At 75.2% G+C, this 23,085-nt stretch carries 21 protein-coding genes; 15 read left to right on the top strand and 6 right to left on the bottom strand.

What is annotated here, in order from left to right:
- Positions 1 to 15: 15 nt before the first annotated feature.
- Positions 16 to 1,026 carry a LacI family DNA-binding transcriptional regulator gene (locus JIG38_RS10135; protein WP_199423670.1) on the bottom strand — a complete coding sequence of 337 codons (1,011 nt, stop codon included), beginning with the start codon at positions 1,024 to 1,026 and terminating at the stop codon, positions 16 to 18.
- Positions 1,027 to 1,321: 295 nt separating this feature from the next.
- On the opposite strand from JIG38_RS10135, the gene JIG38_RS10130 reads away from it, so the two are divergent.
- The 9 genes from JIG38_RS10130 to JIG38_RS21025 all read left to right on the top strand — a co-directional run bounded on the left by JIG38_RS10130 (position 1,322) and on the right by JIG38_RS21025 (position 12,794).
- Entirely contained in the window at positions 1,322 to 2,629 is a 1,308-nt protein-coding gene (locus JIG38_RS10130) for an extracellular solute-binding protein (RefSeq protein WP_199423669.1), read from the top strand.
- Positions 2,630 to 2,634: 5 nt separating this feature from the next.
- Positions 2,635 to 3,657 carry a carbohydrate ABC transporter permease gene (locus JIG38_RS10125; protein WP_199423668.1) on the top strand — a complete coding sequence of 341 codons (1,023 nt, stop codon included), beginning with the start codon at positions 2,635 to 2,637 and terminating at the stop codon, positions 3,655 to 3,657.
- Positions 3,654 to 4,544 carry a carbohydrate ABC transporter permease gene (locus JIG38_RS10120; protein ID WP_199423667.1) on the top strand — a complete coding sequence of 297 codons (891 nt, stop codon included), beginning with the start codon at positions 3,654 to 3,656 and terminating at the stop codon, positions 4,542 to 4,544. Before JIG38_RS10125 ends, JIG38_RS10120 begins: the two co-directional genes overlap by 4 nt.
- A 248-nt stretch (positions 4,545 to 4,792) precedes the next feature.
- Positions 4,793 to 7,168: a beta-xylosidase/alpha-l-arabinosidase gene (locus tag JIG38_RS10115; RefSeq protein ID WP_199423735.1), complete on the top strand. Its 2,376-nt coding sequence runs from the start codon at positions 4,793 to 4,795 to the stop codon at positions 7,166 to 7,168.
- Positions 7,165 to 8,733: a glycoside hydrolase family 43 protein gene (locus tag JIG38_RS10110; protein WP_199423666.1), complete on the top strand. Its 1,569-nt coding sequence runs from the start codon at positions 7,165 to 7,167 to the stop codon at positions 8,731 to 8,733. Before JIG38_RS10115 ends, JIG38_RS10110 begins: the two co-directional genes overlap by 4 nt.
- A 198-nt stretch (positions 8,734 to 8,931) precedes the next feature.
- Positions 8,932 to 9,597: a 4a-hydroxytetrahydrobiopterin dehydratase gene (locus JIG38_RS10105; RefSeq protein ID WP_199423665.1), complete on the top strand. Its 666-nt coding sequence runs from the start codon at positions 8,932 to 8,934 to the stop codon at positions 9,595 to 9,597.
- Between the two features lie 54 nt (positions 9,598 to 9,651).
- Entirely contained in the window at positions 9,652 to 10,155 is a 504-nt protein-coding gene (locus tag JIG38_RS10100; protein ID WP_199423664.1) for a methyltransferase family protein, read from the top strand.
- A gap of 73 nt (positions 10,156 to 10,228) precedes the next feature.
- The gene (gene ilvD, locus JIG38_RS10095; RefSeq protein WP_199423663.1) at positions 10,229 to 11,944 is read left to right on the top strand and encodes a dihydroxy-acid dehydratase; all 1,716 of its coding nucleotides are present in this window, start codon (positions 10,229 to 10,231) and stop codon (positions 11,942 to 11,944) included.
- 16 nt (positions 11,945 to 11,960) lie between these two features.
- A complete protein-coding gene (locus JIG38_RS21025) occupies positions 11,961 to 12,794 on the top strand; it encodes a DUF4253 domain-containing protein (RefSeq protein WP_199423662.1) in 834 nt (277 codons plus the stop codon).
- An 18-nt stretch (positions 12,795 to 12,812) separates the two neighbouring features.
- Here JIG38_RS21025 and JIG38_RS10085 read toward each other — a convergent pair whose 3' ends face one another.
- The 4 genes from JIG38_RS10085 to JIG38_RS10070 form a co-directional block, all read right to left on the bottom strand.
- On the bottom strand, positions 12,813 to 13,181 hold the full coding sequence (locus JIG38_RS10085; protein ID WP_199423661.1) for a nitroreductase family deazaflavin-dependent oxidoreductase: 369 nt from the start codon (positions 13,179 to 13,181) through the stop codon (positions 12,813 to 12,815).
- Positions 13,182 to 13,322: 141 nt separating this feature from the next.
- Complete coding sequence (locus JIG38_RS10080; RefSeq protein WP_199423660.1) at positions 13,323 to 14,015, bottom strand: GNAT family N-acetyltransferase; 693 nt, start codon at positions 14,013 to 14,015, stop codon at positions 13,323 to 13,325.
- A gap of 48 nt (positions 14,016 to 14,063) precedes the next feature.
- Positions 14,064 to 14,411 (bottom strand): hypothetical protein, encoded by a 348-nt coding sequence (locus tag JIG38_RS10075; protein ID WP_199423659.1) that lies wholly within the window; start codon positions 14,409 to 14,411, stop codon positions 14,064 to 14,066.
- Between the two features lie 111 nt (positions 14,412 to 14,522).
- Positions 14,523 to 15,710, bottom strand: a complete 1,188-nt coding sequence (locus tag JIG38_RS10070; protein WP_199423658.1) for a cytochrome P450 — start codon at positions 15,708 to 15,710, stop codon at positions 14,523 to 14,525.
- 45 nt (positions 15,711 to 15,755) lie between these two features.
- On the opposite strand from JIG38_RS10070, the gene JIG38_RS10065 reads away from it, so the two are divergent.
- Genes JIG38_RS10065 through JIG38_RS10045 form a run of 5 tightly spaced genes read left to right on the top strand, consistent with a single transcriptional unit; the run spans position 15,756 to position 21,409 of the window.
- Positions 15,756 to 16,820, top strand: a complete 1,065-nt coding sequence (locus tag JIG38_RS10065; protein ID WP_199423657.1) for a 3-oxoacyl-ACP synthase III family protein — start codon at positions 15,756 to 15,758, stop codon at positions 16,818 to 16,820.
- Positions 16,817 to 17,608 (top strand): glycosyltransferase family 2 protein, encoded by a 792-nt coding sequence (locus JIG38_RS10060; RefSeq protein ID WP_199423656.1) that lies wholly within the window; start codon positions 16,817 to 16,819, stop codon positions 17,606 to 17,608. The genes JIG38_RS10065 and JIG38_RS10060 overlap by 4 nt, the downstream gene beginning before the upstream one ends.
- Positions 17,605 to 18,816 carry a cytochrome P450 gene (locus JIG38_RS10055; protein ID WP_307844783.1) on the top strand — a complete coding sequence of 404 codons (1,212 nt, stop codon included), beginning with the start codon at positions 17,605 to 17,607 and terminating at the stop codon, positions 18,814 to 18,816. The genes JIG38_RS10060 and JIG38_RS10055 overlap by 4 nt, the downstream gene beginning before the upstream one ends.
- Positions 18,813 to 20,465, top strand: a complete 1,653-nt coding sequence (locus JIG38_RS10050; protein ID WP_199423655.1) for a class I adenylate-forming enzyme family protein — start codon at positions 18,813 to 18,815, stop codon at positions 20,463 to 20,465. Before JIG38_RS10055 ends, JIG38_RS10050 begins: the two co-directional genes overlap by 4 nt.
- Positions 20,462 to 21,409 carry an NAD-dependent epimerase/dehydratase family protein gene (locus JIG38_RS10045; RefSeq protein WP_199423654.1) on the top strand — a complete coding sequence of 316 codons (948 nt, stop codon included), beginning with the start codon at positions 20,462 to 20,464 and terminating at the stop codon, positions 21,407 to 21,409. The genes JIG38_RS10050 and JIG38_RS10045 overlap by 4 nt, the downstream gene beginning before the upstream one ends.
- A gap of 6 nt (positions 21,410 to 21,415) precedes the next feature.
- Here the strand turns inward: JIG38_RS10045 and JIG38_RS10040 are convergent, their stop codons facing one another.
- A complete protein-coding gene (locus JIG38_RS10040) occupies positions 21,416 to 22,456 on the bottom strand; it encodes a phosphotransferase family protein (RefSeq protein WP_199423653.1) in 1,041 nt (346 codons plus the stop codon).
- 76 nt (positions 22,457 to 22,532) lie between these two features.
- Here JIG38_RS10040 and JIG38_RS10035 point away from each other — a divergent pair, with 76 nt between their 5' ends.
- Positions 22,533 to 23,081: a pyridoxamine 5'-phosphate oxidase family protein gene (locus JIG38_RS10035; protein ID WP_199423652.1), complete on the top strand. Its 549-nt coding sequence runs from the start codon at positions 22,533 to 22,535 to the stop codon at positions 23,079 to 23,081.
- Positions 23,082 to 23,085: the final 4 nt, after the last annotated feature.

Below are 23,085 nucleotides of genomic sequence, written 5' to 3'. Positions count from 1 at the left end.
AGCCGCGCTCCCGGCCTACAGCGCGCGGCAGGAGCTCCGCTCGACCAGCTCGGTCGGCAGGGTCACGTGCGTGGCCCGGCCGACGGCGTCGGAGTCGTCCATGAGCCCGACGAGCAGGCGCAGCGCCTCCTCGCCCATCCGGCGGATCGGCTGGTTGATGGTCGTCAGCGGGGGAGTCGTGGTCGCGGACTCGGGCACGTTGTCGAAGCCGATCACGGAGACGTCGTCGGGCACGGTCATGCCCAGCTCGCGCGCGACCTCCATCGTCCGGATCGCCGAGAGGTCGTTGGCCGCGAAGATCGCCGTCGGGCGGTCCGGCATGGTGAGGAGCTCGTGCGCCGGCTGGTCGGCGGTCTCCGGCCGGTAGCCACCGACCCGGACGAGCGACTCGTCGACCGGGATGCCGGCCGAGCGCAGGGCCGCGCGGTAGCCCTCCTCGCGCAGCCTCGCCGACTCGAGGTCCGTGCGGCCGCCCAGGAAGCCGATGCGGCGGTGACCGAGCGCGAGCAGGTGCTCGGTCGCGAGCACCGCGCCGCGCAGGTTGTCCGAGTCCACGGTGGGCAGCCCGGACGGACCGGTGTGCGGGTCGACCGCGACCACGGGGACGTGGCTGTCCGCGTCGACGACGGTGGGCGTCACGAGGATCGCGCCGTCGATGAGCGTGCCGCTCAGGCGCGAGAGGTAGCGCCGCTCCCAGCCGACGTTGCCGCCCGCGCGCCCACCGCCCGAGTAGGCGAGGAGCTCGTAGCCGGTCCCGCCGATCGCGCGCGAGATGCCCTTGAGCAGCTCGGTGCTGAAGGGCTCGAACTCGGCGACGAGGACGCCGATGACGTTGGTCCGGGTGCTGCGCAGGCTCCGCGCGACAAGGCTCGACTCGTAGCCGAGGTCGTCGATGACCTCCTGGACCTTGGCCGACGTCGCGAGCGCGACCCCGTAGCGGCCGTTGATGACCTTGGACACCGTGGCGACGGAGACGCCGGCGGTGCGCGCGACGTCGTTGATCGTCACGCGGCTGCGCTGCTGCATGGGGGGAGCATAGCGTTTCGATAACGTTATCGATATCGGTTGACACACCCGGTCGAGAATTGCGATGCTCGGCCCGCCAGCCTGTCGACGGGGAGAGGAGCACCGGTGAGGACACCTGTCGTCCTGACCACCGCGGGAGCCGAACGGCCCCGCACGGCCGACGCGGAGCATGCCGCGGTCGTCCGCCTCGAACCCCGACGGCCCTGATTCTCCGCACCGCTGCCCCACCCACGGCTCCCCGAGCCGAGCGAGCGGACAACGCCCACCCCGGCACACTCAACGAAGAGGACGACTCATGAAGACACGCAAGCTCCTGGCACCCACCGCGGTGCTGATGGCGACCGCGCTCCTCGCCGCGTGCAGCGGCGGCAGCGACGCCGGCGGCGGCGACGGCGGCTCGTCGAGCGAGGGCGGGGACGTCACGCTGACGTTCTGGCACAACTCGACGACGGGCCCGGGCAAGGAGTACTGGGACGAGACGGCGGCCCAGTTCGAGGAGGCCAACCCGGGCGTCACGGTGGAGATCCAGTCCATCCAGAACGAGGACATGGACGGCAAGCTCCAGACGGCGCTCAACTCGGGCGACGCGCCCGACATCTTCATGGCGCGCGGCGGCGGCAAGCTCGCCGACATCGTCGAGGCGGGCCAGGCGCTCGACCTCACCGACCTCATCGACCCCGAGGTCGAGTCCGCGGTCAGCGGCACGCTCAACGCGTTCACGATCGACGGCAAGGTCTACGGCATGCCGACCTCGGTCCTCCCGGGCGGCATCTACTACAACAAGACGATGTTCGAGCAGGCCGGCATCGAGGGCACGCCCGAGACGATCGCCGAGCTCGAGGACGCGGTCGCCAAGCTCAAGGCGATCGACGTCGACCCCATCGCGCTCGGTGGCAAGGCCGCCTGGCCGGCGGCGCACTGGTACTACTTCTTCGCGCTGCGCAGCTGCTCGCAGGAGGCCATGGAGACCGACGGCGCCGCGGTGCAGTTCGAGGACGACTGCTGGACCCAGGCGGCCCAGGAGCTCCAGGACTTCGCGTCGACCCAGCCGTTCAACGAGGGCTTCCTCACCACGGACGCGCAGGGCAGCGCCGCCTCGTCGGCGGGCATGCTCGCCAACGACCAGGCCGCCATGGAGCTCATGGGCGCGTGGAACCCGGGCGTCATCGCCGACCTCACGCCGGACAAGCAGCCCAAGGCCGACCTCGGCTGGTTCCCCTTCCCGGCCGTCGAGGACGGCGAGGGTGACCCCACCGCGATGATGGGTGGCGTCGACGGCTACTCCTGCTCCGCGCAGGCTCCCGCCGAGGAGTGCGCGGCCTTCCTCAACTTCTTCATGTCGAAGGAGCGCCAGGAGGCCTACGCCGAGGCGTTCGTCACGCTGCCCGCGAGCCAGGAGGCCCAGGGCGTCGTGACCGACCCCGCGCTGCTCGACGTCCTCGCGGCGTACAACGAGGCGGCGTACGTCCAGGTGTGGCTCGACACGCAGTTCGGCCAGAACGTGGGCAACGCCCTCAACGCCGGTGTCGTCGAGATGCTGGCCGGCAACGGCACGCCCGAGGGCATCGTGACCGCGGTCAACGACGCGGCGGCCAAGGGCTGACACCTATGAGTGACACCCTGGGCGAGAACACGCTCACCACGACGTCGCCCGAGGGTCCCTCCCGGGCCGGGGGCGGTGCCACCACGGCACCGTCCCCGGTCCGCCGGCCGCGCCGCGGCCCGGACTGGCGCAAGCGCGGCGAGATCGCGCTCCTCACGGGCCCCGCCGTCATCATGTTCCTCGCGTTCGTGATCTTCCCCGTGATCATGGCCGCGTACTACGGCTTCTACCGGTGGAAGGGCTTCGGCCCGCCCACCGACTTCGTCGGCCTCGACAACTACCTCGCGATCTTCCAGGACGACACGTTCCACGACGCGCTCCTGCACAACGGCTTCATCGTCGTGATGTCGCTCGTGCTGCAGGGACCCGCGGCCATCGCGCTCGCGCTGCTCCTCAACCAGCGGATGCGCGGACGCTCGCTGGTCCGGGTGCTGATCTTCGTCCCGTACGTCATCTCCGAGGTGATCGTCGGCACCGGCTGGAGCCTCATGCTCCGCACCACCGGGGCGTTCAACGCGGTGCTCGAGAGGATCGGGCTCGACGCGCTGACGCTGGACTGGCTCGCGAACCCCGACGTGGCGATCTGGTCCCTCATGATCATCATCACGTGGAAGTACATCGGGTTCGCGGTGATCCTCTTCCTCGCGGGGCTCCAGAGCATCCCCGAGGAGCTCTTCGAGGCGGCCGCGATCGACGGCGCGTCCTACTGGCAGATCCAGCGGCGCATCACGCTCCCGCTGCTCGGCCCCACCATCCGGATCTGGGCGTTCCTCTCGATCATCGGCTCGCTCCAGCTCTTCGACCTCGTCTACATCATCTGGGGTCAGTACGTGGCCGCGACCGCGGGCACGTCGACCATGGCGACCTACATGGTCGTCAACGGTCGCAACGCGGCGAACTACGGCTTCGGCAACGCGGTCGCCGTCGTGCTGTTCCTCATCTCGCTGGTCGTCGCACTCGTCTACCAGCGCTACGTCCTGCGCCGTGACACCGAGGGCGCGCTCACGGAAGGGAAGAAGAAGCCATGAGCGCGAGCACCCTCGCCGCACCGCCGCTGCCGGCGGAGCGGCCCGCCCGACGCCGGCGCGAGGGGGGACGCCTGGGGCGCGCCAGCCTCATGACGTACCTCGTCGCGATCTTCTTCGTCGGCATCTGCATCGGCCCGGTCGCCTACATCGTCATCGGCGGCTTCCGGAGCAACTCGCAGATCATCCGGGACCCCGCGGGGTTCCCGTCGCCGTGGGAGATCGGCAACTACCTCAGCGTGCTGACCAGCGACATCTTCTGGCAGCAGATGAGCAACTCGGCGATCAGCGCGCTCGCCACGACGGCAGGCGTCGTCGTGCTGGGCGTCATGGCCAGCTACGTGCTCGCGCGCTACGAGTTCCGGGGGCGGACGGCGCTGTACTCGCTCTTCGCCGCGGGGCTCATGTTCCCGATGACGGTCGCGATCACGCCGCTGTACATCCTCGTCCGCGAGCTCGGCCTCATGAACAGCCTCGCGGGGATCATCCTCCCGCAGATCGCGTTCGCGCTGCCGACGACGATCATCATCCTCGTGCCGTTCCTGCGGGCCATCCCGAAGGAGCTCGAGGAGGCGGCCTCGATCGACGGTGCGAGCCGGCTGGGCTTCTTCTTCCGGATGGTCGTCCCGCTGTCCCTGCCCGGTGTCATCACCACGGGGATCCTCGCGTTCATCGCGAGCTGGAACAGCTACATGCTCCCGCTGTTCATCCTCAACAACGAGTCGAACTACACGCTCCCGCTCGGCGTGCAGGCCTTCTCGGCGCAGTACTCGGTCGACACCGCCCGCGTGCTCGCGTTCACGTCGCTCTCGATGATCCCGGCCCTGATCTTCTTCTCGCTCTTCGAGCGGCGGATCGTCGGCGGCCTCACCGGGGCCGTCAAGGGGTAGTCCCGCAGGTCCCGGCGGTGGTGGGCACCGCCGGGACACGGGGACGGCGGCACCACCCGCCGGCCCTGCCTGCCGCACGTCCTGCCCACGACCGCTCGTGCTGATCTGCCCGCGACCTCGCGGGCGCCCGTCGCGTGGACGCCGCGCCGGGCGGAGCTCCAGGTGCGTCCCGAGGAAAGAAGGATCCGGTGACGGACGTCCCTGCCCTGCCCGAGGTCTCCGAGCGCGTGCGTGCGCTGCACGCCCGCATGACGCTCGAGGAGAAGCTCGCCCAGCTCGTCGGCTACTGGATCGACCAGAACGGCACGGTCGCGCCGATGCAGGCCGAGATGGCCGCCGGCGAGGGCGACCAGTCGCGGCTCGGCGAGATCACGCGGCAGGGCATCGGGCACTACACGCGTGTCTACGGCACGCGTCCCGTCGAGCCCGAGGAGCGCGCGGCGTGGCTGTGGGCCGAGCAGCGCCGCCTCCAGCGCGAGACCCGGCTCGGCATCCCCGCGCTCGTCCACGAGGAGGTCCTCACGGGCCTCGCCGCGTGGCGGGCCGCGACCTTCCCCACGCCGCTGGCCTGGGGCGCGTCGTTCGACCCCGACCTCGTGCACGAGGTCGGCGAGGCGATCGGCGACTCGATGCGCGAGCTCGGCATCCACCAGGGCCTCGCGCCCGTGCTCGACGTCGTCCGCGACCCGCGCTGGGGACGCGTCGACGAGTGCATCGGCGAGGACCCGTACCTCGTCGGCACCGTCGGCACGTCGTTCGTGCGCGGCATGCAGAGCACGGGCGTCCACGCCACGCTCAAGCACTTCGTCGGCTACTCCGGCTCGCGCGGCGGCCGCAACCACGGGCCCGTGTCCGCCGGGCCGCGCGAGGTGGCCGACGTCTTCCTCCCGCCGTTCGAGATGGCCGTCCTCGACGGCGGCGTCCGCTCGGTCATGAACTCCTACGCCGAGATCGACGGGGTGCCCGTCGCGGCGAACCCCGCGCTGCTCACGGACCTCCTGCGCGAGCGCTGGGGCTTCGACGGCGTCGTGGTCGCCGACTACTTCGCGATCGCCTTCCTCGAGGTCATGCACCGCGTCGCGGCCGACCGTGGCGAGGCCGCCGCGCTCGCGCTCCAGGCCGGGATCGACGTCGAGCTGCCGAACGGCGACGCGTACCTCGAGCCGCTCGCGGAGCGTGTCCGCTCCGGAGCGCTCGACGAGCGCTACGTCGACCGCGCGGTGCTGCGCGCGCTCGCGCAGAAGGAGGCCCTCGGCCTGCTCGAGCCCGACGCGTTCGCCGGCGAGCCGCCGTCGTCCGTCGACCTCGACTCGCCGCGCCACCGGGACCTCGCGCGCCGGCTCGCGGAGGAGTCGGTCGTGCTCCTCGCCAACGACGGCGTGCTGCCGCTCGCCGGGTGGGGCACGGCGCCCGCCCGGGTCGCCGTCGTCGGTCCCAACGCGGACCGGCCCGAGGCGCTCATGGGCTGCTACTCCTTCGCCAACCACGTGCTCGCGCACCACCCCGGCGTCGAGATCGGCTTCGAGATCCCGTCGGTCGCCGAGGCGCTGGCCCGGGCGTTCGCCGAGGCGGGTCTGCCGCAGCCCGAGCTCGTGCACGCCGCGGGCTGCGACGTCGAGGGCGACGACCGCTCGGGCTTCGACGAGGCCGTGGCGGCCGCGCAGGGCGCCGACGTCGCCGTCGTCGTCGTCGGGGACCAGGCCGGGCTGTTCGGCCGCGGCACCGTGGGCGAGGGCAACGACGCCGAGTCGCTCGAGCTGCCGGGCGTGCAGCGCGAGCTCGTCGAGGCGCTGGTCGCGACCGGCACGCCCGTCGTCCTCGTGCTCCTCACCGGCCGGCCGTACGCGATCGGCTGGGCGCTCGAGGGCGCCGGCCCGCGCCCCGGCGCCGTGCTCCAGGCGTTCTTCCCCGGCCAGGGCGGCGGGCTCGCGCTCGCCGACGTGATCACGGGACGGGTCAACCCGTCGGGCCGCCTGCCCGTCTCGCTGCCCCGCGCCACGGGCCAGATGCCGTACGGCTACCTCCAGCCGCTGCTCGGCGGACCGTCGGACGTCACGTCCGCCGACCCGACGCCGCTGCGGCCGTTCGGCTTCGGCCTGTCCTACACCGCCTTCGCCTACGGCGACCTCGAGGTCGACGCGTCGGTGCCGTCGTCGGGCGCCTTCACCGCGTCGGTGACGGTGACCAACACGGGGACGGTCGCGGGGACCGACGTCGTGCAGCTGTACGGGCACGACGTGCGCGCGACGGTGACGCGACCCGTCAGCCAGCTGCTGGGCTACGCGCGCGTCCCGCTCGAGCCGGGGGAGCAGGCGCGCGTGAGGTTCCGCGTGCCGACGACGCGCGTGGCGTTCTCCGACCGGCGCCTCGTCCGTGTCGTCGAGCCCGGCGACCTCGAGGTGTGGGTCGGCGCGCACGCCGCGGCGTCCGACGGGGACGGGGCGACCAACCACACGGGCGGCGCCATCCCCGCGGGGACGCGCGAGCGGTTCGCGGGCCCGGGCGGTGCGGCGACGAAGCGCGCCGTGGTCGCGATCACGGGCGACGTGCACGAGGTCGGGGTCGAGGACCCGCGCTGGGTCGAGGTCGACGTCGCGCGCCTCGGCAGCCGGGTGGCCGTGTGAGCACCGTGCGCAACCCGCTCCTGCCCGGGTGCTACCCGGACCCGACGATCTGCCGGGTCGGCGACACGTTCTACCTGGTCACGTCGACGTTCGAGTACCTGCCGGGCCTGCCGGTCCTGCGCAGCACGGACCTCGTGGGCTGGGAGCAGATCGGTCACGTCGTCGACCGCACCGGGCAGCTCGACTACGCGGGCATCGCGTCGTCGGGCGGCCTGTACGCGCCCACGCTGCGCCACCACGACGGCGTCTTCTACCTCGTGTGCACGCTCGTGGACCAGAGGGACCCCGCGCGCGGCGGCAACTTCCTCATGACGGCGACCGACCCCGCGGGCCCGTGGTCCGACCCCGTCTGGCTGGGGGTCGCCGGCATCGACCCCTCGATCTTCTTCGACGACGACGGGCGGGCCTGGGTGCACGGCACGCGTCTCGTGGCCGAGCCCGAGTGGTACCACCAGACCGAGGTCTGGCTGCGCGAGCTCGACCTCGAGCGGCTCGAGCTCGTCGGGCCCGAGCACGTGCTCTGGACGGGCGCCGTGCGCGGCGCCGTGTGGGCCGAGGGACCGCACCTCTACAAGGTCGACGGCACCTACTACCTGCTCGCCGCCGAGGGCGGGACCGAGATCCACCACGCCATCTCGGTCGCGCGCGCCGAGAAGGTCACCGGACCGTACGAGGGCAACCGTGGGAACCCGGTGCTCACCCACCGCCACCTCGGGCGCGGTGTCGACGTCGTCGGCGTCGGTCACGCGGACCTCACCCAGGCGCCGGACGGCTCGTGGTGGGCCGTGCTCCTGGGCATGCGCCCCTACGGCGGCTACCACTACAACCTCGGCCGCGAGACCTTCCTCGTGCCGGTGAGCTGGGAGGACGGCTGGCCGGTGTTCGCGCCGGGCGTCGGCCGCGTCCCGCCCGAGGTCGACGTGCCGTTCGCGGACGCGCCCGTGCTCGGCGCGGCCCAGGGGACGGCCTCGGGTGTGGTCGAGCCCGGCGACCTGCGCTGGACCGCCGTCCGCGCGCTCCCGTCCGACGTCGCGGCACCGCGCGGCGAGGGCTGGGAGCTGCCCCTGCGCGCGGCCACGCTGGCCGACGTCGACGTACCCGCGTTCGTGGGCCTGCGCCAGCAGCACCGCGCCGTCGACGTGCGCGCGGTCGTGGCGGCGGGGCTCGCGCCCGGCGAGGAGGTGGGTCTCGCGGTCCGGCAGTCCGAGCGCGACCACGTCCGGCTCGTCGTCACGACCACGGACGACGGCGCGGGCCTGCGGGCCGTCGTGGTGCACGTGCGCGGGGGAGCGGCGGCCGAGCTGGGCGAGGTCCGGCTCGAGGGTCCGTCCGACGCGCCCGTCACGCTCGGCGTCGAGGTGCGCGACCAGGACTACCGTCTCGTCGTGGCGACCGGCGCCGGCACGGAGCCGCGCACCGTGGCCGTCGCGGACGGGCGCACCCTGGACACGGTCGCGGCGGGCGGCTTCCTCGGCCTGTGGATCGGCGCGTACGCGTCGAGCAACGGCCGTCCGACGTCGACCGTCGCGCACGTCGAGCGCGTGGAGTACCTGCCGCGCGGCTGACCGACCTGCCCGCCACCGCGGGGCGGGCCGAGGGGGACGACGCGGAGGTCCGCACCGTCCCGCGGCGTCCGGGGACCGGCCAGGTGGTGCTGGCCGGTCCCGGGCGCCGCACCTGCTGACGTCGCGCGCGGGTGTCGCCGGCGGCGCCTGCGGCGGTGCCGTCTTCCGGGCGTCGGCGCGCGGTGCCACAGTGGCGCCATGACGACGATGCGCGACGCCGAGGTCACGGAGCTGGTCGACGGGCGGCACTGGCGGGTCGTGCTCGGCCGCCTCGAGGCCGTGTTCCGCACCGGGTCCTTCGCGCGCGGCGCCGAGCTCGTGCGGCGTCTGGCTGCGGTCGCCGACGACCTCGACCACCACCCCGACGTCATCTTGCGGTACCCGAGCGTGCTCGTCCGGACCGTGACGCACGACGCGGGCGGGCTCACCGAGCGCGACGTCCGGCTCGCGGCCGCCGTCTCCGCGCTCGCGGACGAGCTGGGGATCGAGCCCGACGCCACCGCGCCCCAGGTCCTCGAGGTCGCGATCGACGCGCTCGACATCCCCTCGGTCGTGCCGTTCTGGCGTGCGGTGCTGGGCTACGAGGACGAGCGGATCGACGCCGACGACGCGTCGCCCGCGCTCGTCGACCCGCGCGGCGTCGGGCCGTCGGTGTGGTTCCAGCAGATGGACGAGCCCCGCCCGCAGCGCAACCGCATCCACCTCGACGTGACGGTCCCGCACGACGCGGCCGAGGTACGCGTGGCGGCGGCGGTCGCGGCGGGCGGGCGGCTCGTGAGCGACGCCCGGGCGCCCGCGTTCTGGGTGCTCGCCGACGTCGAGGGCAACGAGGCGTGCGTCTGCACGTGGCAGGCCCGCGACTGAGGCCGGGGCCGGGGCCGGGGCAGGGGAGGCGGACGTGACCGGGACGGGCGTCCCGTGAGGCGGGGTGCGGCGGCCGCCGGCACGTCGCTGTTCCTCGCCGCGGCGCCCGGCACCGTCGCCGGCCTCGTGCCCTGGCTGCTGACGCGGTGGGTCGCGCGCGAGCCTGCGCCGCCGCTCGCCGTCCGGGTCGCCGGCGGCCTGCTCGCCCTCGCGGGCGGCGCGGTCCTGCTGCGCTCGTTCGTGGGGTTCGTCGTCGAGGGCCGGGGGACGCCGGCGCCGGTCGCACCGACCGAGCGGCTCGTCGTCGGCGGCCCGTACCGGTACGTCCGCAACCCCATGTACGTGGCGATCGTCGCCCTCGTGCTCGGGCAGGCGCTCCTGCTCGGCCGCGTCGTGCTGCTCGCCTACGCGCTGGTGACGTGGGCCGTGCCCGCCGCCTTCGTCCGCTGGTACGAGGAGCCGACGCTCGCGGCCCGCTACGGCGCGGAGTACGACGCGTACCGCCGCGCGGTCCCGGCCTGGGTGCCGCGCGCGACGCCGGGGTGGCCGCCGCGCTGAGCGGGCCGTGACAACTGTCCGATCCTCGACCCGGGCCGCCGACGCGTCTGCGGCGCGCCTAGGATCCGGAGCCATGACCGACACGCTCCCCGGGACCGACGCCGTCGACATCAAGCCGCGCAGCCGCACGGTCACGGACGGCCTCGAGGCCACCGCGTCGCGCGGCATGCTCCGCGCGGTGGGCATGGGTGACCAGGACTTCGCCAAGCCGCAGATCGGCGTCGCGAGCTCGTGGAACGAGATCACGCCGTGCAACCTGTCGCTCGACCGCCTCGCGAAGGCCGTGAAGAACGGCGTGCACGCGGGCGGCGGCTACCCGCTCGAGTTCGGCACCATCTCGGTGTCCGACGGCATCTCCATGGGCCACGAGGGCATGCACTTCTCGCTCGTGAGCCGCGACATCATCGCCGACAGCGTCGAGACCGTCATGCAGGCCGAGCGCCTCGACGGCTCGGTGCTCCTCGCGGGCTGCGACAAGTCCCTGCCCGGCATGCTCATGGCCGCGGCGCGCCTCGACCTCGCGTCGGTCTTCCTCTACGCCGGCTCGATCGCCCCGGGGTTCGTCAAGCTCACGGACGGCACCGAGAAGGACGTCACGATCATCGACGCGTTCGAGGCCGTGGGCGCGTGCGCGCGCGGGCTCATGAGCCGCGAGGACGTCGACCGCATCGAGCGCGCCATCTGCCCGGGCGAGGGTGCGTGCGGCGGCATGTACACCGCCAACACCATGGCGTCGGTCGCCGAGGCCATGGGCATGTCCCTGCCCGGCTCGGCCGCGCCGCCGTCGGCCGACCGCCGCCGCGACCAGTTCGCGGTGCGCTCGGGCGAGGCCGTCGTCGAGCTGCTGCGCCGCGGCATCACCGCGCGCCAGATCATGACCAAGGAGGCGTTCGAGAACGCGATCGCCGTCGTCATGGCGTTCGGCGGCTCGACGAACGCCGTGCTCCACCTGCTCGCCATCGCGCACGAGGCGGAGGTCGACCTCACGCTCGGCGACTTCCAGCGGGTCGCCGCGAAGGTCCCGCACCTCGGGGACCTCAAGCCCTTCGGCCGCTACGTGATGAACGACGTCGACCGCATCGGCGGCGTGCCCGTGATCATGAAGGCCCTGCTCGACGCCGGCCTGCTGCACGGCGACTGCCTCACGGTCACGGGCAGGACGGTCGCCGAGAACCTCGCCGACATCGCGCCGCCGGACCCGGACGGCAAGATCCTGCGCGCGCTCGACAACCCGATCCACCGCACCGGTGGCATCACGATCCTGCACGGGTCGCTCGCGCCCGAGGGCGCCGTGGTGAAGAGCGCGGGCTTCGACTCCGACGTCTTCGAGGGCACCGCGCGCGTGTTCGAGCGCGAGCGCGCCGCGATGGACGCGCTCGAGGACGGCACGATCGTCGCGGGCGACGTCGTCGTCATCCGCTACGAGGGCCCCAAGGGCGGTCCGGGCATGCGCGAGATGCTCGCCATCACGGGCGCGATCAAGGGCGCGGGCCTCGGCAAGGACGTCCTGCTGCTCACCGACGGTCGGTTCTCGGGCGGCACCACGGGCCTGTGCGTCGGCCACGTCGCGCCCGAGGCCGTGGACGCCGGCCCCATCGCCTTCGTGCGCGACGGCGACCGCATCCGGCTCGACGTCGCGCACGGGACGCTGGACCTGCTCGTCGACGAGGCCGAGCTCGCGCAGCGCGCGCAGGGCTGGGCCCCGCTGCCGCCCACGTACACGCGCGGTGTGCTCGCGAAGTACGCGAAGCTCGTCCAGTCCGCATCCAAGGGCGCCGTCCTGATCTGAGCTGCGGGCCGAGACCGTGGCGAGCACGCCGGACGTCGTCGCGACCGCCCTGCACGGCACCGTCCTGGCGGGCATGCCGGTCCGCGACGTCGACGGCGGGGCGCTGCTGATCGAGGGGATCGACCCGAACCGGGTGCTCGACTGCTGGCAGGCCGCGCGCGATGCGCTGCCGCGCACGGGCAGGTGGCCGGTCGCCGTCTGGCCCGAGCTGCCTGGCGATCTCGGCGCGCTGTCCAGCACGTGGCTGGACGCGGTGTCCCTCGCCCTGCCCGCCGTCGGCGACGAGCGCCGCTTCCCCCGCTACGTCCATCCCGTGCCCTCCGCGCAGTCGGCTTGGCACGAGCTCCTCGAGCACTACTTCCCGGGCGCTGGCTTCCGGGCAGCGATGGCGCGGGACCTCCCGGACCCGGTCCTCGACGACGACGTCGACCGGTGGGTCTTCGAGCAGCTGCAGGGCGATCCGGCGCTGGCCGCGTCCGTCGACGAGGCGGTCGAGCCGTGGGTCGGCACCCGGCCGTGGTTCACGCCGGACCGCGCGGACCTCCTTCTGCTCCCGACGACCTCGCCGTGGCTCGCGGTCCCGGCGCTCGGCTACTTCGGCGCCGAGTCGGACCCGAACGCCCTTGCCGCGGCCCTGCACCAGTGGCACGACGTCTGGGGGGCGGAGCTCGTGGCCGCCTGGGGCACCATGCTGCAGCTCGTCGTCCGCCGTCGTCCGCGCCAGGGTGAGGAGGCCTGGGAGCTGGCGGGCCAGCTGCTCGCGTGGGGCGGGAGCCTCCAGGTCCACCGGTGGCAGCTGGCGCAGGCACTGCCTCGCAGCGACGCCTGGTTCCTGCACGACCGGCCCTGACCCGGGCGGCGTCCTCCGTCACGCGTCGGTGGGCGTCAGCTCCATCAGCGGGCTCTGCTCCATCATCAGGTCGACGTCGTCGCGGCCCCAGCGCGCGGCCGCCGCCTCGATCAGCGGGCGGCGCTCGACCGGGTCCTCGACGACCCGCGCGAGGGCGGGGACGTCGGCGGTGAGGCCCCGCTTGAGGTGGATCGTCACGTGCGGGTCCGCCTCGACGTTGCGCAGCCACTGCCGCTTCGTGGGGAACGGCATGCCCGAGATGAAGAGCCGCCCGTCGAGCTCGTGCAGGTAGATCTCGATCCGTCGCGGCTCACGCGTGCGGCGCCCCGTCGTCGTCAGGTCGATCACCTGACTCCGGTGCAGCGCCGACCTCGTCCCGTCGTCCATGAGCCCTCCCACCCCCACTCTCGGCCGAGCCGCTCCGCCGGGCAAGGCCACGCCCCGCGCCGAGGGCGACATGTTCCGCCGAGCTCGGCACCTGCAGCTGTCGACCTCGACGGACGTCGTCGACCTCGGCGGGTGCTGGCGTCAGGTGACGGGGGCGGGGTCGATCGACAGGAAGCGGCGGAGCGCCTCGGCGCCCTCGACCGTGACCGGGTCACCGGCGCGCACGAACGTCTCCGGCGTCACGATCACGCGCTGCTCGTCGACACCGACCTTGCCGTCCCGCGCGTGCTGGACCATGCGGCGACGGCCGTTCTCGACGTAGCCGACCTTGCGGCTGACCGCCGCCGAGGCGTGGTTGCCGACGACGTAGCCCGACTCGCACGCCTGCGCACCGAGCTCGTCGAACGCGAAGCCGACGACGAGCCGTCGCATGAGCGTCCCCGTCCCGACCCCCTGGTGGTGCCGGCCCAGCCACGAGCCGGTGTGGACCGTGCGCGTCAGCGCGAAGTCGTCCGCGTGCAGGTCCTGCATGCCGACGAGCACGCCGTCGCGCCGGACGACGAGCGTGAGGCACCACTGGTCGGCCGCGACGGTCGCCCGCTGCGTCCACCACCACCGCAGCGAGCTCGTCGGGAACCCCTCCGGGGCGCCGGGGGCGAAGGTCTCCTGGTGCCAGGCGCGCAGGAAGGGCATGGGCAGCCCGGGGGCCTCGACACCGCCGCGCACGAGCTCGACGAGCTCGGGCAGGTCCTCGTCGCGCAGCACGCGGAGCTCGACGGGGCCGGCGGCGATCGACAGCGCGAAGGGCGGAAAGATCTCCTCGAGCGTGAGCATGCTGGATCCTCCCGTGCCGCGCGCGCCGCTGACGAGCGAGTTCGCTGCTCAGCTGGTGCTCGCCTCGCCGCGGATCAGCGCCTCGCCGTCGTGGACGGCGAGGGTCTGCCCGGGGCAGAGCGGCCCGTCGAGCCGGACGACGGCGCCGTCCGCGTAGGTCACGGTCACGTCGCCCTCGTAGCACTCGGTGACGTCGAGCAGGACGACGCCCCCGTGCGGCGTCACCTCGCCGACGTCCTCGGAGCCGAGGCGCACCGTGACGGAGCGGCCGCTGTCGTTCGTGATGCTGATGTCGCCGGTAGGGGCGCAGCCGGCGACGGCCGCGACCAGCAGCGCGGCTGCGCAGGCCACTGTTCGACGCCGTCGTCGCACCGTGATCGCCTCCTGTCGGGCCACCCAGCCTCCTGCTGCCGACCGTAGCCGGGCGCGCCCCCGGACGAACGCCGGACGAGGTGAAGGGATCGCGGAGAAGATCGGGCGGCCGTGCGAGACCCCGCACGCCCTGCGTCAGGCGCGCGTGACCACGAGGCGGCGGTACCCCGGCACGAGGACGCCGCGCTGCGGGCTGCGCCGCACGACGCGCAGCGGTTCGCCGTCGGCCCAGAGGGTCTCCACGAGTCCGCGCACCTCGGCGCGGGCGAGCGGTGCGCCCAGGCACAGGTGGCGGCCGGCGCCGAACCAGAGCTGGCGGTTCTCGGGCGCGTAGGGCCGGTCGAGGCGGAAGCGCCCGACGGCGGTGTTCGCGGACCACACGAGGGCCAGCAGGCTCTCGCCCGCGCGCAGCGTCCGCCCGCCCAGCTCGACGTCGGCCGCGACCGAACGCCCGATGACGACCGCCGGCGTGCTCACCCGCAGGCCCTCGCGCACCGCGTCGTCGAGGCGCTCGGGCTCGCGCAGCAGTCGGTGCTGCTCACCCGTGTCGACCAGCAGGGCGACCGTGCGCTGCATCGCCGAGGCCGACGTCTCCGTCCCCGCGACCAGCAGCAGCGCCGAGAGCCCCGTGGCCTCGCGCTCGGTCACCCCGAGCTCGCGCATGCGCCCGAGCAGCGTCGACCCGGGTGCGGTCCGGTAGGCGTGGGGCACGCCCGCGGTCAGCTCGGCGACGACGTCGCGGGCCACGTCCACGAGCGCGGGGTCGAGCACGGGCTGCGTGGTCGCGCGCATCGCCGTCGCGGCCAGCCGCTCGCCGCGCGCGAAGACGAGGCGCGCCTCGTCGTCGGTCACCTCGCCGTCGCCGCCCCCGACGGGAATGCCGAGCGACGCGATCATCATCCGGCCGACCGCGACGCGGGCGAGGTCGGCGACGTCGACCTCGCCACCGGCGGCGAGGGTCGCGCGCGCGGAGGCGAGCAGGGGTCCCCACACGTCCGCGACCTGCTCGCTCGCTGCCGCATCGGTGAACAGCTCGCGCGAGCGCGAGCGCAGGTCGTGGTGGCCGGGACCGTCGAACAGCTCGGTGACCCACGGGCCGAGCACCTGCGCCCACAGGTGCCCGACGCCGCCCTCACCGACCATGGAGAAGGCGCGGTGGTCGTTGAGCGCCTGTCGGGACAGGAGCGGCGACGCCGTCACCCAGCCCACGCGCGGCACGCGCACGACGCGGCGCGGGGCGAGCGCGCGGCCCGCGAGCAGCAGGGCGGCGACGGACGGGCGCGCGGCGACCAGGAGGGCCGCGTCGCGGGCGTGGGCGAGCATGGGCGTCACTGTGCCACCCCGGGGCGCCTGGCTAGGCTCCTCCGCATGCCCGCCGCCCTCCCGTCCGCGCGAGTGCGCTCCGCGCCGGCGCCCGTCGCGGTCCTGGCCGGGGTCGAGGTCCACCTGCCCGAGCGCACGGTCGCCGTCGCCGACGCCGAGCGCCGCCTCACCGAGCGCAACCCGGGCGTCGCGCCCCCGCCCGGCATGGTCGAGCGGCTCACCGGGGTGCGGACCGTCCACCTGCTGCCGGACGACTGGCAGGCGTCCGACCTCGCGGTCGCCGCGGCCGAGAAGCTGCTCGCCGCCCAGGGCCTGCGCACCGACGACGTCGACCTCCTGCTGTTCGCGTCCGCGAGCCAGGACATGGTCGAGCCCGCGACGGCGCACATCGTGGCCCAGAAGCTGGGCCTCCGGTGCCCGGTCATGGACGTGAAGAACGCGTGCAACTCCGTGCTCAACGCGTTCGAGGTCGCCGAGGCGCTCATCGGCACCGGGCGCTACGCCACCGTGCTCGTCGCGTCGGGGGAGGCGCCGTCGCGCGCGGTGCGCTGGGACGTGCCCGACCGCGCGACCTACCTGCGCTCGGCCGCGGGCTACACGATGTCCGACGGCGGCGCCGCGGTCCTGGTCCGCGCGGCGTCCCCGGACGCGGGCCCGGCGCCTGCGGGCATCCTCGCGTCGGCCTTCGCCGCCGAGTCGGGGCACTGGAGCATCGGCACGCTCCCCGGCGGCGGCACCACCCACCCCCGCGACCTCGACCGCACCTACTTCGACATCGACGGCGGCCGCCTGCGCGAGGCCTTCCTCGCGCTCGGCCCGGCGACGGTGCTCGACGTGCTCGGGCGTGCCGGCCTCACCTGGGACGACGTCGCCCTCGTCGCGGTGCACCAGGTCGCGGTGACCTACCTGCGCGACGTGCACGAGGCCCTCGGCCTGCCGCCCGAGAAGACCCTGCTCACCGTCGCGGACCACGGCAACCTCGCGTCGGTGACGCTCCCGCTCCAGCTCGTGCGCGCGCAGGAGCAGGGCCGCCTGGAGCCGGGCGACGTCGTCGTCCTCGTGGGCCTGGCGGGCGGCATCAGCATCGGCGCGATGGCCGTACGGATGTGAGCGGCCACCCCCGGCCGTACGCCGCCGCACGCACCGGCCGCCTCGCCGTCGTCGTGCCCGCGTTCCAGGAGGTCGCCGGCATCGGCGCGACCCTCACGGCGCTGCGCGACCAGGAGGACCAGGACTTCGACGTCGTGGTCGTCGACAACGGCTCGACCGACGGGACGGCCGACGTCGTGCGCGCGTTCGTCGAGCGGTGGGGCCTGACGCGGTGGCGGGTGGTCGAGGAGCAGGTCAAGGGCACCGGCGCGGCGGCCGACACGGGCATGCGCACCGCGATCGCCGCCGGGGCGACCCTCCTCGCCCGCACCGACGCCGACTGCGTCCCCGCGCCCGGCTGGACGCGCGCCGTGCGCCGGGCGCTCTCCACCGACCTCGAGCTCGTGACAGGCCCGATGCTGCCGCGCTCGGACGACGTGCCCGTCGGCCCGGCGCGCCGCGCGGCGCTCCGCGGTGCCGTCGCGCTCGCCGCCCGCTTCGGCCAGGTCCGCCCCGGCAACCAGGACCCCGCCTACCTCGGCCCGTACCTCATGTGCCCCGGCTGCAACCTCGCCATCACGGCGGACCTCTACGAGCGCGCGGGCGGCTTCCCGCGCACGGCGATCGAGGACCTCCACGAGGACCGCGCGCTCGTCAACGCGGTGCGCCGGCTCACGCCGCGCTACGGCTACCGCCGCGACGTCGTCATCCACGCGTCGGTGCGGCGCGTCCACGCGTGGGGGCTGCGCCGCACGCTCGCCTGGTACGCCGACCACCGGTACCGCCCCGAGCTCGTGGACATCCGGTGACCGGAGCGCCCGGTCTCGCGCGGCCGGCGGGGTCGCTCGCCGAGGCGATGCGCTGGGAGGAGCGTGTGCAGCACGGCGCCCACCCCGTCGTGCTGCCGTTCCTGCGCCGCGTGGCCGCCCGCGGGCCGGTCGTGCGCGTGCCCGGCATCGGCGTCGTCGTGAGCGACGCGGCGCTCGCGCGCGAGGTGCTCCTCGACGCGGCGACCTTCACCAAGACCGGGCCGGGCTCGCCGGCCGACCTCTGGACGCCCGTGCTCGGCCCCGCGGTGCTGCTCAACATGGAGGGCGCCGACCACGCGCGCCTGCGCGGGCGGCTCGCGGGCCTCTTCACGCCGCGCGCCGTCGCCGAGCTCACCGGGCCGGTCCTCGCGGCCGAGGGCGCGGCCCTCACCCGCGCGCTGGTCGCGAGGGAGACCGTCGACCTCGTGGCGATGGCCGGGCGCGTCGCGGGCTCGGTGATCTGCCGCATGACGGGCCTGCCCGCGACCGACGACGGCGTGCGCGCGGCGTTCCGGGACGCGCAGGAGATCGTCGGCATGGTCCGCCTCCACCGCCGGCGCCTCACCGGCGCGCAGGTGCGCCGGGCGCGCGCCGTGCTCGGCCGCCTCACCGCGCACGCGGCGATCGCGTACCGCGAGGGCGACGAGGCCACGGTGCCCGGGCGCATGCGCGGCCTCGGCCTCAGCGAGCGCGAGGCCCTCGGCGCCGTCGGGGCGTTCGTGCTCACGGGGACCGAGACGCTCGTGTCGTTCGTCCCGCGGCTCGCCGCGCTGCTCGCGGACACGGGGTGGGACGTGCGGCTCGCGGCCTCGGACGACCCGCTGCTCGCGGGACGCGTCGTCGGCGAGGCGCTGCGGATCACCGCGCCCACGCCCGCGATGCTCCGCAGCGTCGAGGCGCCCGGACGGATCGGGGACGTCGCCGTGCGCCCGGGGGACCGGGTCGTCGTCGCGACCCTGCTGTGCTGCCGCGCGGCCGGTCCGTTCGACCCGGACACCCCGCCGCCCGCCGCCGTCCGCCAGCTCTGGTTCGGCGCCGGGCCCCACTTCTGCCTCGGCATGCCGCTCGCGACCGTGCAGATCACCGCGGTGCTCGACGCGCTCGTCGCGGCGGTGCGCGAGCGCGGTCCGCTCCGCGTGGTCGACCGCGAGGTCGCCCGGCGCGTCCTCATCCCGGCCTACGCGTCCCTGCGGGTGGCGTGCGCGTGAGCGACGACCCTGCGGCGCACGGCGCCGACCTCGTCGCGGACGTCCTCGCGCAGTGCGACACCCACCCGGGCCGGGTCGCGCTGCGCCACGCCGGTCAGGAGACGACGTACGCGGCGCTCGGCGCGGGCGTGCGCGCGACCGCCGCGGCGCTGCGTGCCGGCGGGCTGCGCGACGGCGACCGCGTCCTGTTCTCGGTCCGCCCGCGCACCGAGGGGCTCGTCCTCGCTCTCGGCGTCGTGGCCGCGGGCGGCTCGCTCGTGCTCGTCGACCCCGGCTCGACGCCCGAGCTGTTCGCCGCGCGCGTGCGGGCGGCCGCGCCGACGTGGGCGGCGACCGAGTCGCTGCTGTACGCGCTGTCGCGGCCCGCGCTCGCGCACGTCGCGCGGCGCCGGGGCGTGCTGCTGCCCGACTACGCGCGGCTCGACGTGCGGCACGCGTACGCGGGGCGCTGGCTGCCGGGCGTCCCGCGCGGTGCGCGGCGGGCCCGCACGCTGGCCGCCGGGCCCCCGTCGGCCGAGGGCGTCACCCGACGCCCGGACGCCGAGGCGCTCGTCGTCTTCACCTCCGGCACGACGGCGGCCCCGCGCGCCGTCGTGCACACGCGCGGCTCGCTCGGCGCCGGCACCGCGCTGCTGCGCCAGGTGTGCGAGGTCGCGCCGGGCGACGTCGTGCACACCGACCAGATGCTGCTCGGCCTGCCCGCGCTCGTGGCGGGCGGCACGTGGTCGCTGCCGCGGCGCGCGCCCGCCGACGACGTCGTCGGCTACGCGGGCGGCCTGCCCGGCGCGGCGATGACGTTCCTCGTGCCCGCAGACGTCACCGCGCTGCTCGACGCGGTCGAGGACGGCCGCGTCGCGCCGACCGGGCCGCGGACCGTGCTCGTCGGCGGCGCGCCCGTCACCGCGGCGCTGCTCCGCCGGGCGCGCGCGCTGCTGCCCGGGACCCGCTGGGCGGGCGTCTACGGCATGACGGAGATCCTCCCCGTGGCCGTCGTCGAGGCGGAGGAGAAGCTCGCGGCTGCGGTCGACGGCGACCTCGTCGGACGTCCCCTCGCGGGCGTCACGGCCCGGCTCGACACCGGCGCCGTCGACGGCGACGCGGCCCCGGGCGTGGGCGAGCTCGTGCTGGGCGGGCCGTCGCTCATGCGCGGCTACCTGCTCGACGGTCCGGCGGCGTCGGGCGAGCACCGCACGGGCGACCTGGCGCGGTGGGACGCCGACGGCCGCCTCGTGCTCGTGGGCCGCACGCGCGACATGCTCATCCGGGGGACCACGAACATCTACCCGGGCCTGTACGAGCCGCGCCTCGCCGCGCTGCCGGGGGTCGCGGCGGCGTTCCTCGTGGGCGTGCCGCGGGCGGCCGACGGCGACGAGGAGGTCGTCCTGGTCGTCGTCCCGCACGCGCCGTCGGGCGGCGACGCAGCGCCGCGCGGCGCGGGCACGGGCGGGCGCACGGCGTTCGAGATCGGTGACGGCGGCGCGCTCGCCGACGCGCTGCGCCCCCTGCTGCCGACGGTGCTCGACCACGGTGCGATGCCCGACCACGTGCTGGTCGCCGACCGTGTCCCGGTCCAGGGCCGCAGCCGCAAGCCGGACCGCGCGGCCCTCGCGGGCGCCGCCGCGGCGCACCTCGCGTCCCGCGCGACATGAGCCGCCTCGTCGTGACCGGCGCCTCCGGGTTCGTCGGCGGCGCCGTCGCGCGCGCGGCCGTGCGCGCGGGATGGGAGGTGGTCACGACGTCGCGCCGGGCGGCGGGCGTGCCCGGCGCGCCGCACGTCACGTGGGACCTCACGGCCCCGCCCGGCGCCGAGGTCGCGCGCGCGCTGGCCGACGCGGACGTCGTCGTGCACGCGGCGGCCTGGGTGGGCGACGGCGGTCCGCTCGACCGCGTGCGCGCGGTCACCGTCGACGGCACGCGGGCCGTGCTCGAGGCCACCGGCGCCGCGCGGGTCGTCCACGTCTCGAGCGCGAGCGTCTACGACCCGCGCCGACCGAGCGTGCTCGCCCGCGAGCACGAGGCGCCCGTCGACCGGTACCTCGACGCGTACGCCGAGGCCAAGGCCGATGCCGAGCGCGTCGTGCTCGCGGCCGCCGCGCGACGCGACGTCGTCGTGCTGCGACCTCACGCGGTGTACGGCCCGGGCGACACGACGCTGCTGCCGCGCGTCCTCGGCGCGGTGCGTGGGGACCGGCTGCTGCTGCCCGGCGGCGGGGACGTCCGCCAGCACCTCACCGCCGTGGGCACCCTGGCTGAGGCGGCGCTCGCCGCGGCCACCGTGCCGCTCGCGGCCGGCACCGCGCTCGTCGCCAACGTCGCCGACGCCGAGCCCGTCGTGCTGCGCGACGCCCTCGCCGCCCTGCTCGCGGAGCGCGGCCTGCCGGTCCGCGTGGTGCCCGTCCCGGCCCGCCTAGCTCTCGCCGCGGCGGTCGTGGGAGAGGCCCTGCACCGGCTCCCGGGCGTGCCCGCCCCGCGGCTCACGCGCTACGCGCTCAGCCACCTCCTGCACGAGCGGACCTACGACCTCACGGTGCTGCGCGGGGTCCTCGGCGTCGCGCCGCGGCCGACGTCGTTCGCCGGCGCGGACGCGTGGTGAGCCTGCTCAGTGCGCGCCCGGCAGGCTGCGCAGGGCGGCACTCGCGAGGGTGACGAGGCCGCGCGGGGAGGCGAGGCCCCGCACGACGTCGAGCGCACGGCGCCGCGGCGCGAGGGCGTCGCCAGTGTCGAGGACCTGGCGCGACCAGTCGGCGACGTCGTCGCACGCCCGCAGCGCGAGGAACCACGCCGACCGGGCGGCGTCGGCGTCGACCGGCCCGTAGCCGGCCAGGACCGCGGCGCGCTGCGCGGGCGTGACCGGCGCGAAGGCGAGCACGCCGTCACGCACGAACATGAGGTCGCACTCGCGAGGTGCGAGGACCGCGTCGTCCCAGTCGACGAGCCAGACCCGGTCGCGCGGGCCGAGCAGCAGGTTGCCGAGGTGCGGGTCGCCGTGACAGACGACGGCCGGTCCCGGGTCCGCGAGGGGCCCCGCCCCGAGGCGCTCGACCGCGTCGGCCAGGGCCGTGACGGCGTCCCGCATCCCCGACCAGACTCCGGAGAGCCCGTCCACCAGCGGGTCCGCGCGTGCGTCGGGACCGAGCTCGCGCAGGCGCGCGTCGACGGACCGCGCGGACGCGACGACCGCCGGGTACGCGGCGCCGCCCGCGGGCAGCAGGGCGGCGAGCTCGTCGGTGACCTCGGCGGCGTGCACGGCCGCCAGCACCTCGCCGTACGCGCGCCAGTGCGCCGTCGTCATCGGCCCGTCGAGCGCCCGGGTGTCCGAGACCCACGGCACGAGCGTGAGGCGGTCCCCGTCCCCGCCGGCCCACAGCCGTCCGTGCCGGGTCCGCCGCGGGCCGACGACGCCGGGCACGCCCCGGTCCGCGAGGTACGCCGAGACGACCGTGCCCGCCGGCGTGCCGCCGCTGCTGCGCTTGAGCGCGTACCGGGAGCCGTCGTCGGCCCGGGCGCGCCACAGCCGTGCCCGCCGGTCGGCACCGTGCGCCACCTCCTCGGTCGCGACGAGCCTGACGCCGAACTCCTCGAGGACGCGGTCGCGCAGGGCGGCGGACCCCGGGTCCTGCGTCGTCGCCGCGTCGTCCACCCGACCAGCGTGCTCGCGCGCGTCCGCGGGCGACAGGGCTTTCCCGGCCGCCCGCGCCGTGCGGTAGGAAGTCCCGGTGGGAACCGTGCACCCGGCCATCGACGACCGCCTCGCCGCCTTCATCGAGGCCCAGCCGGTCTACTTCGTCGCGACCGCGCCGCTCGCGGGCGACGGGCACGTCAACGTCTCGCCCAAGGGCGGGCTCGGGACGCTGGTCGTGACGGGCCCGACGCAGGTCGCCTACCTCGACCTCACCGCGTCGGGGGCGGAGACCATCGCGCACCTGCGGGAGAACGGACGGATCACGGTGATGGTGTGCTCGTTCGAGCGTCGCCCGAACATCGTGCGGCTGCACGGCACGGGCCGGGTGGTGGGGCTCGGCGACCCCGAGCTCGCCGACTGGCTGCCGCGGTTCCCCGACCACCCCGGCACGCGGGCTGTCATCGTCGTCGACGTGCAGCGCGTGTCCGACTCGTGCGGCTTCGCCGTCCCGCTCATGGACTACGTGGCGGAGCGGGACGTGCTCGACCGCGCGAACGAGCGCAAGGGCGAGGACGGGCTGATCGAGTACCGGCGGCGCAAGAACCGCGAGAGCCTCGACGGTCTCCCTGCCGTCGACTGGTGACCGC

This window comes from Actinotalea solisilvae, assembly GCF_016464425.1.
Classification (GTDB): Bacteria; Actinomycetota; Actinomycetes; order Actinomycetales; family Cellulomonadaceae; genus Actinotalea; species Actinotalea solisilvae.
This window is presented reverse-complemented; position numbering and strand designations above follow the sequence as displayed.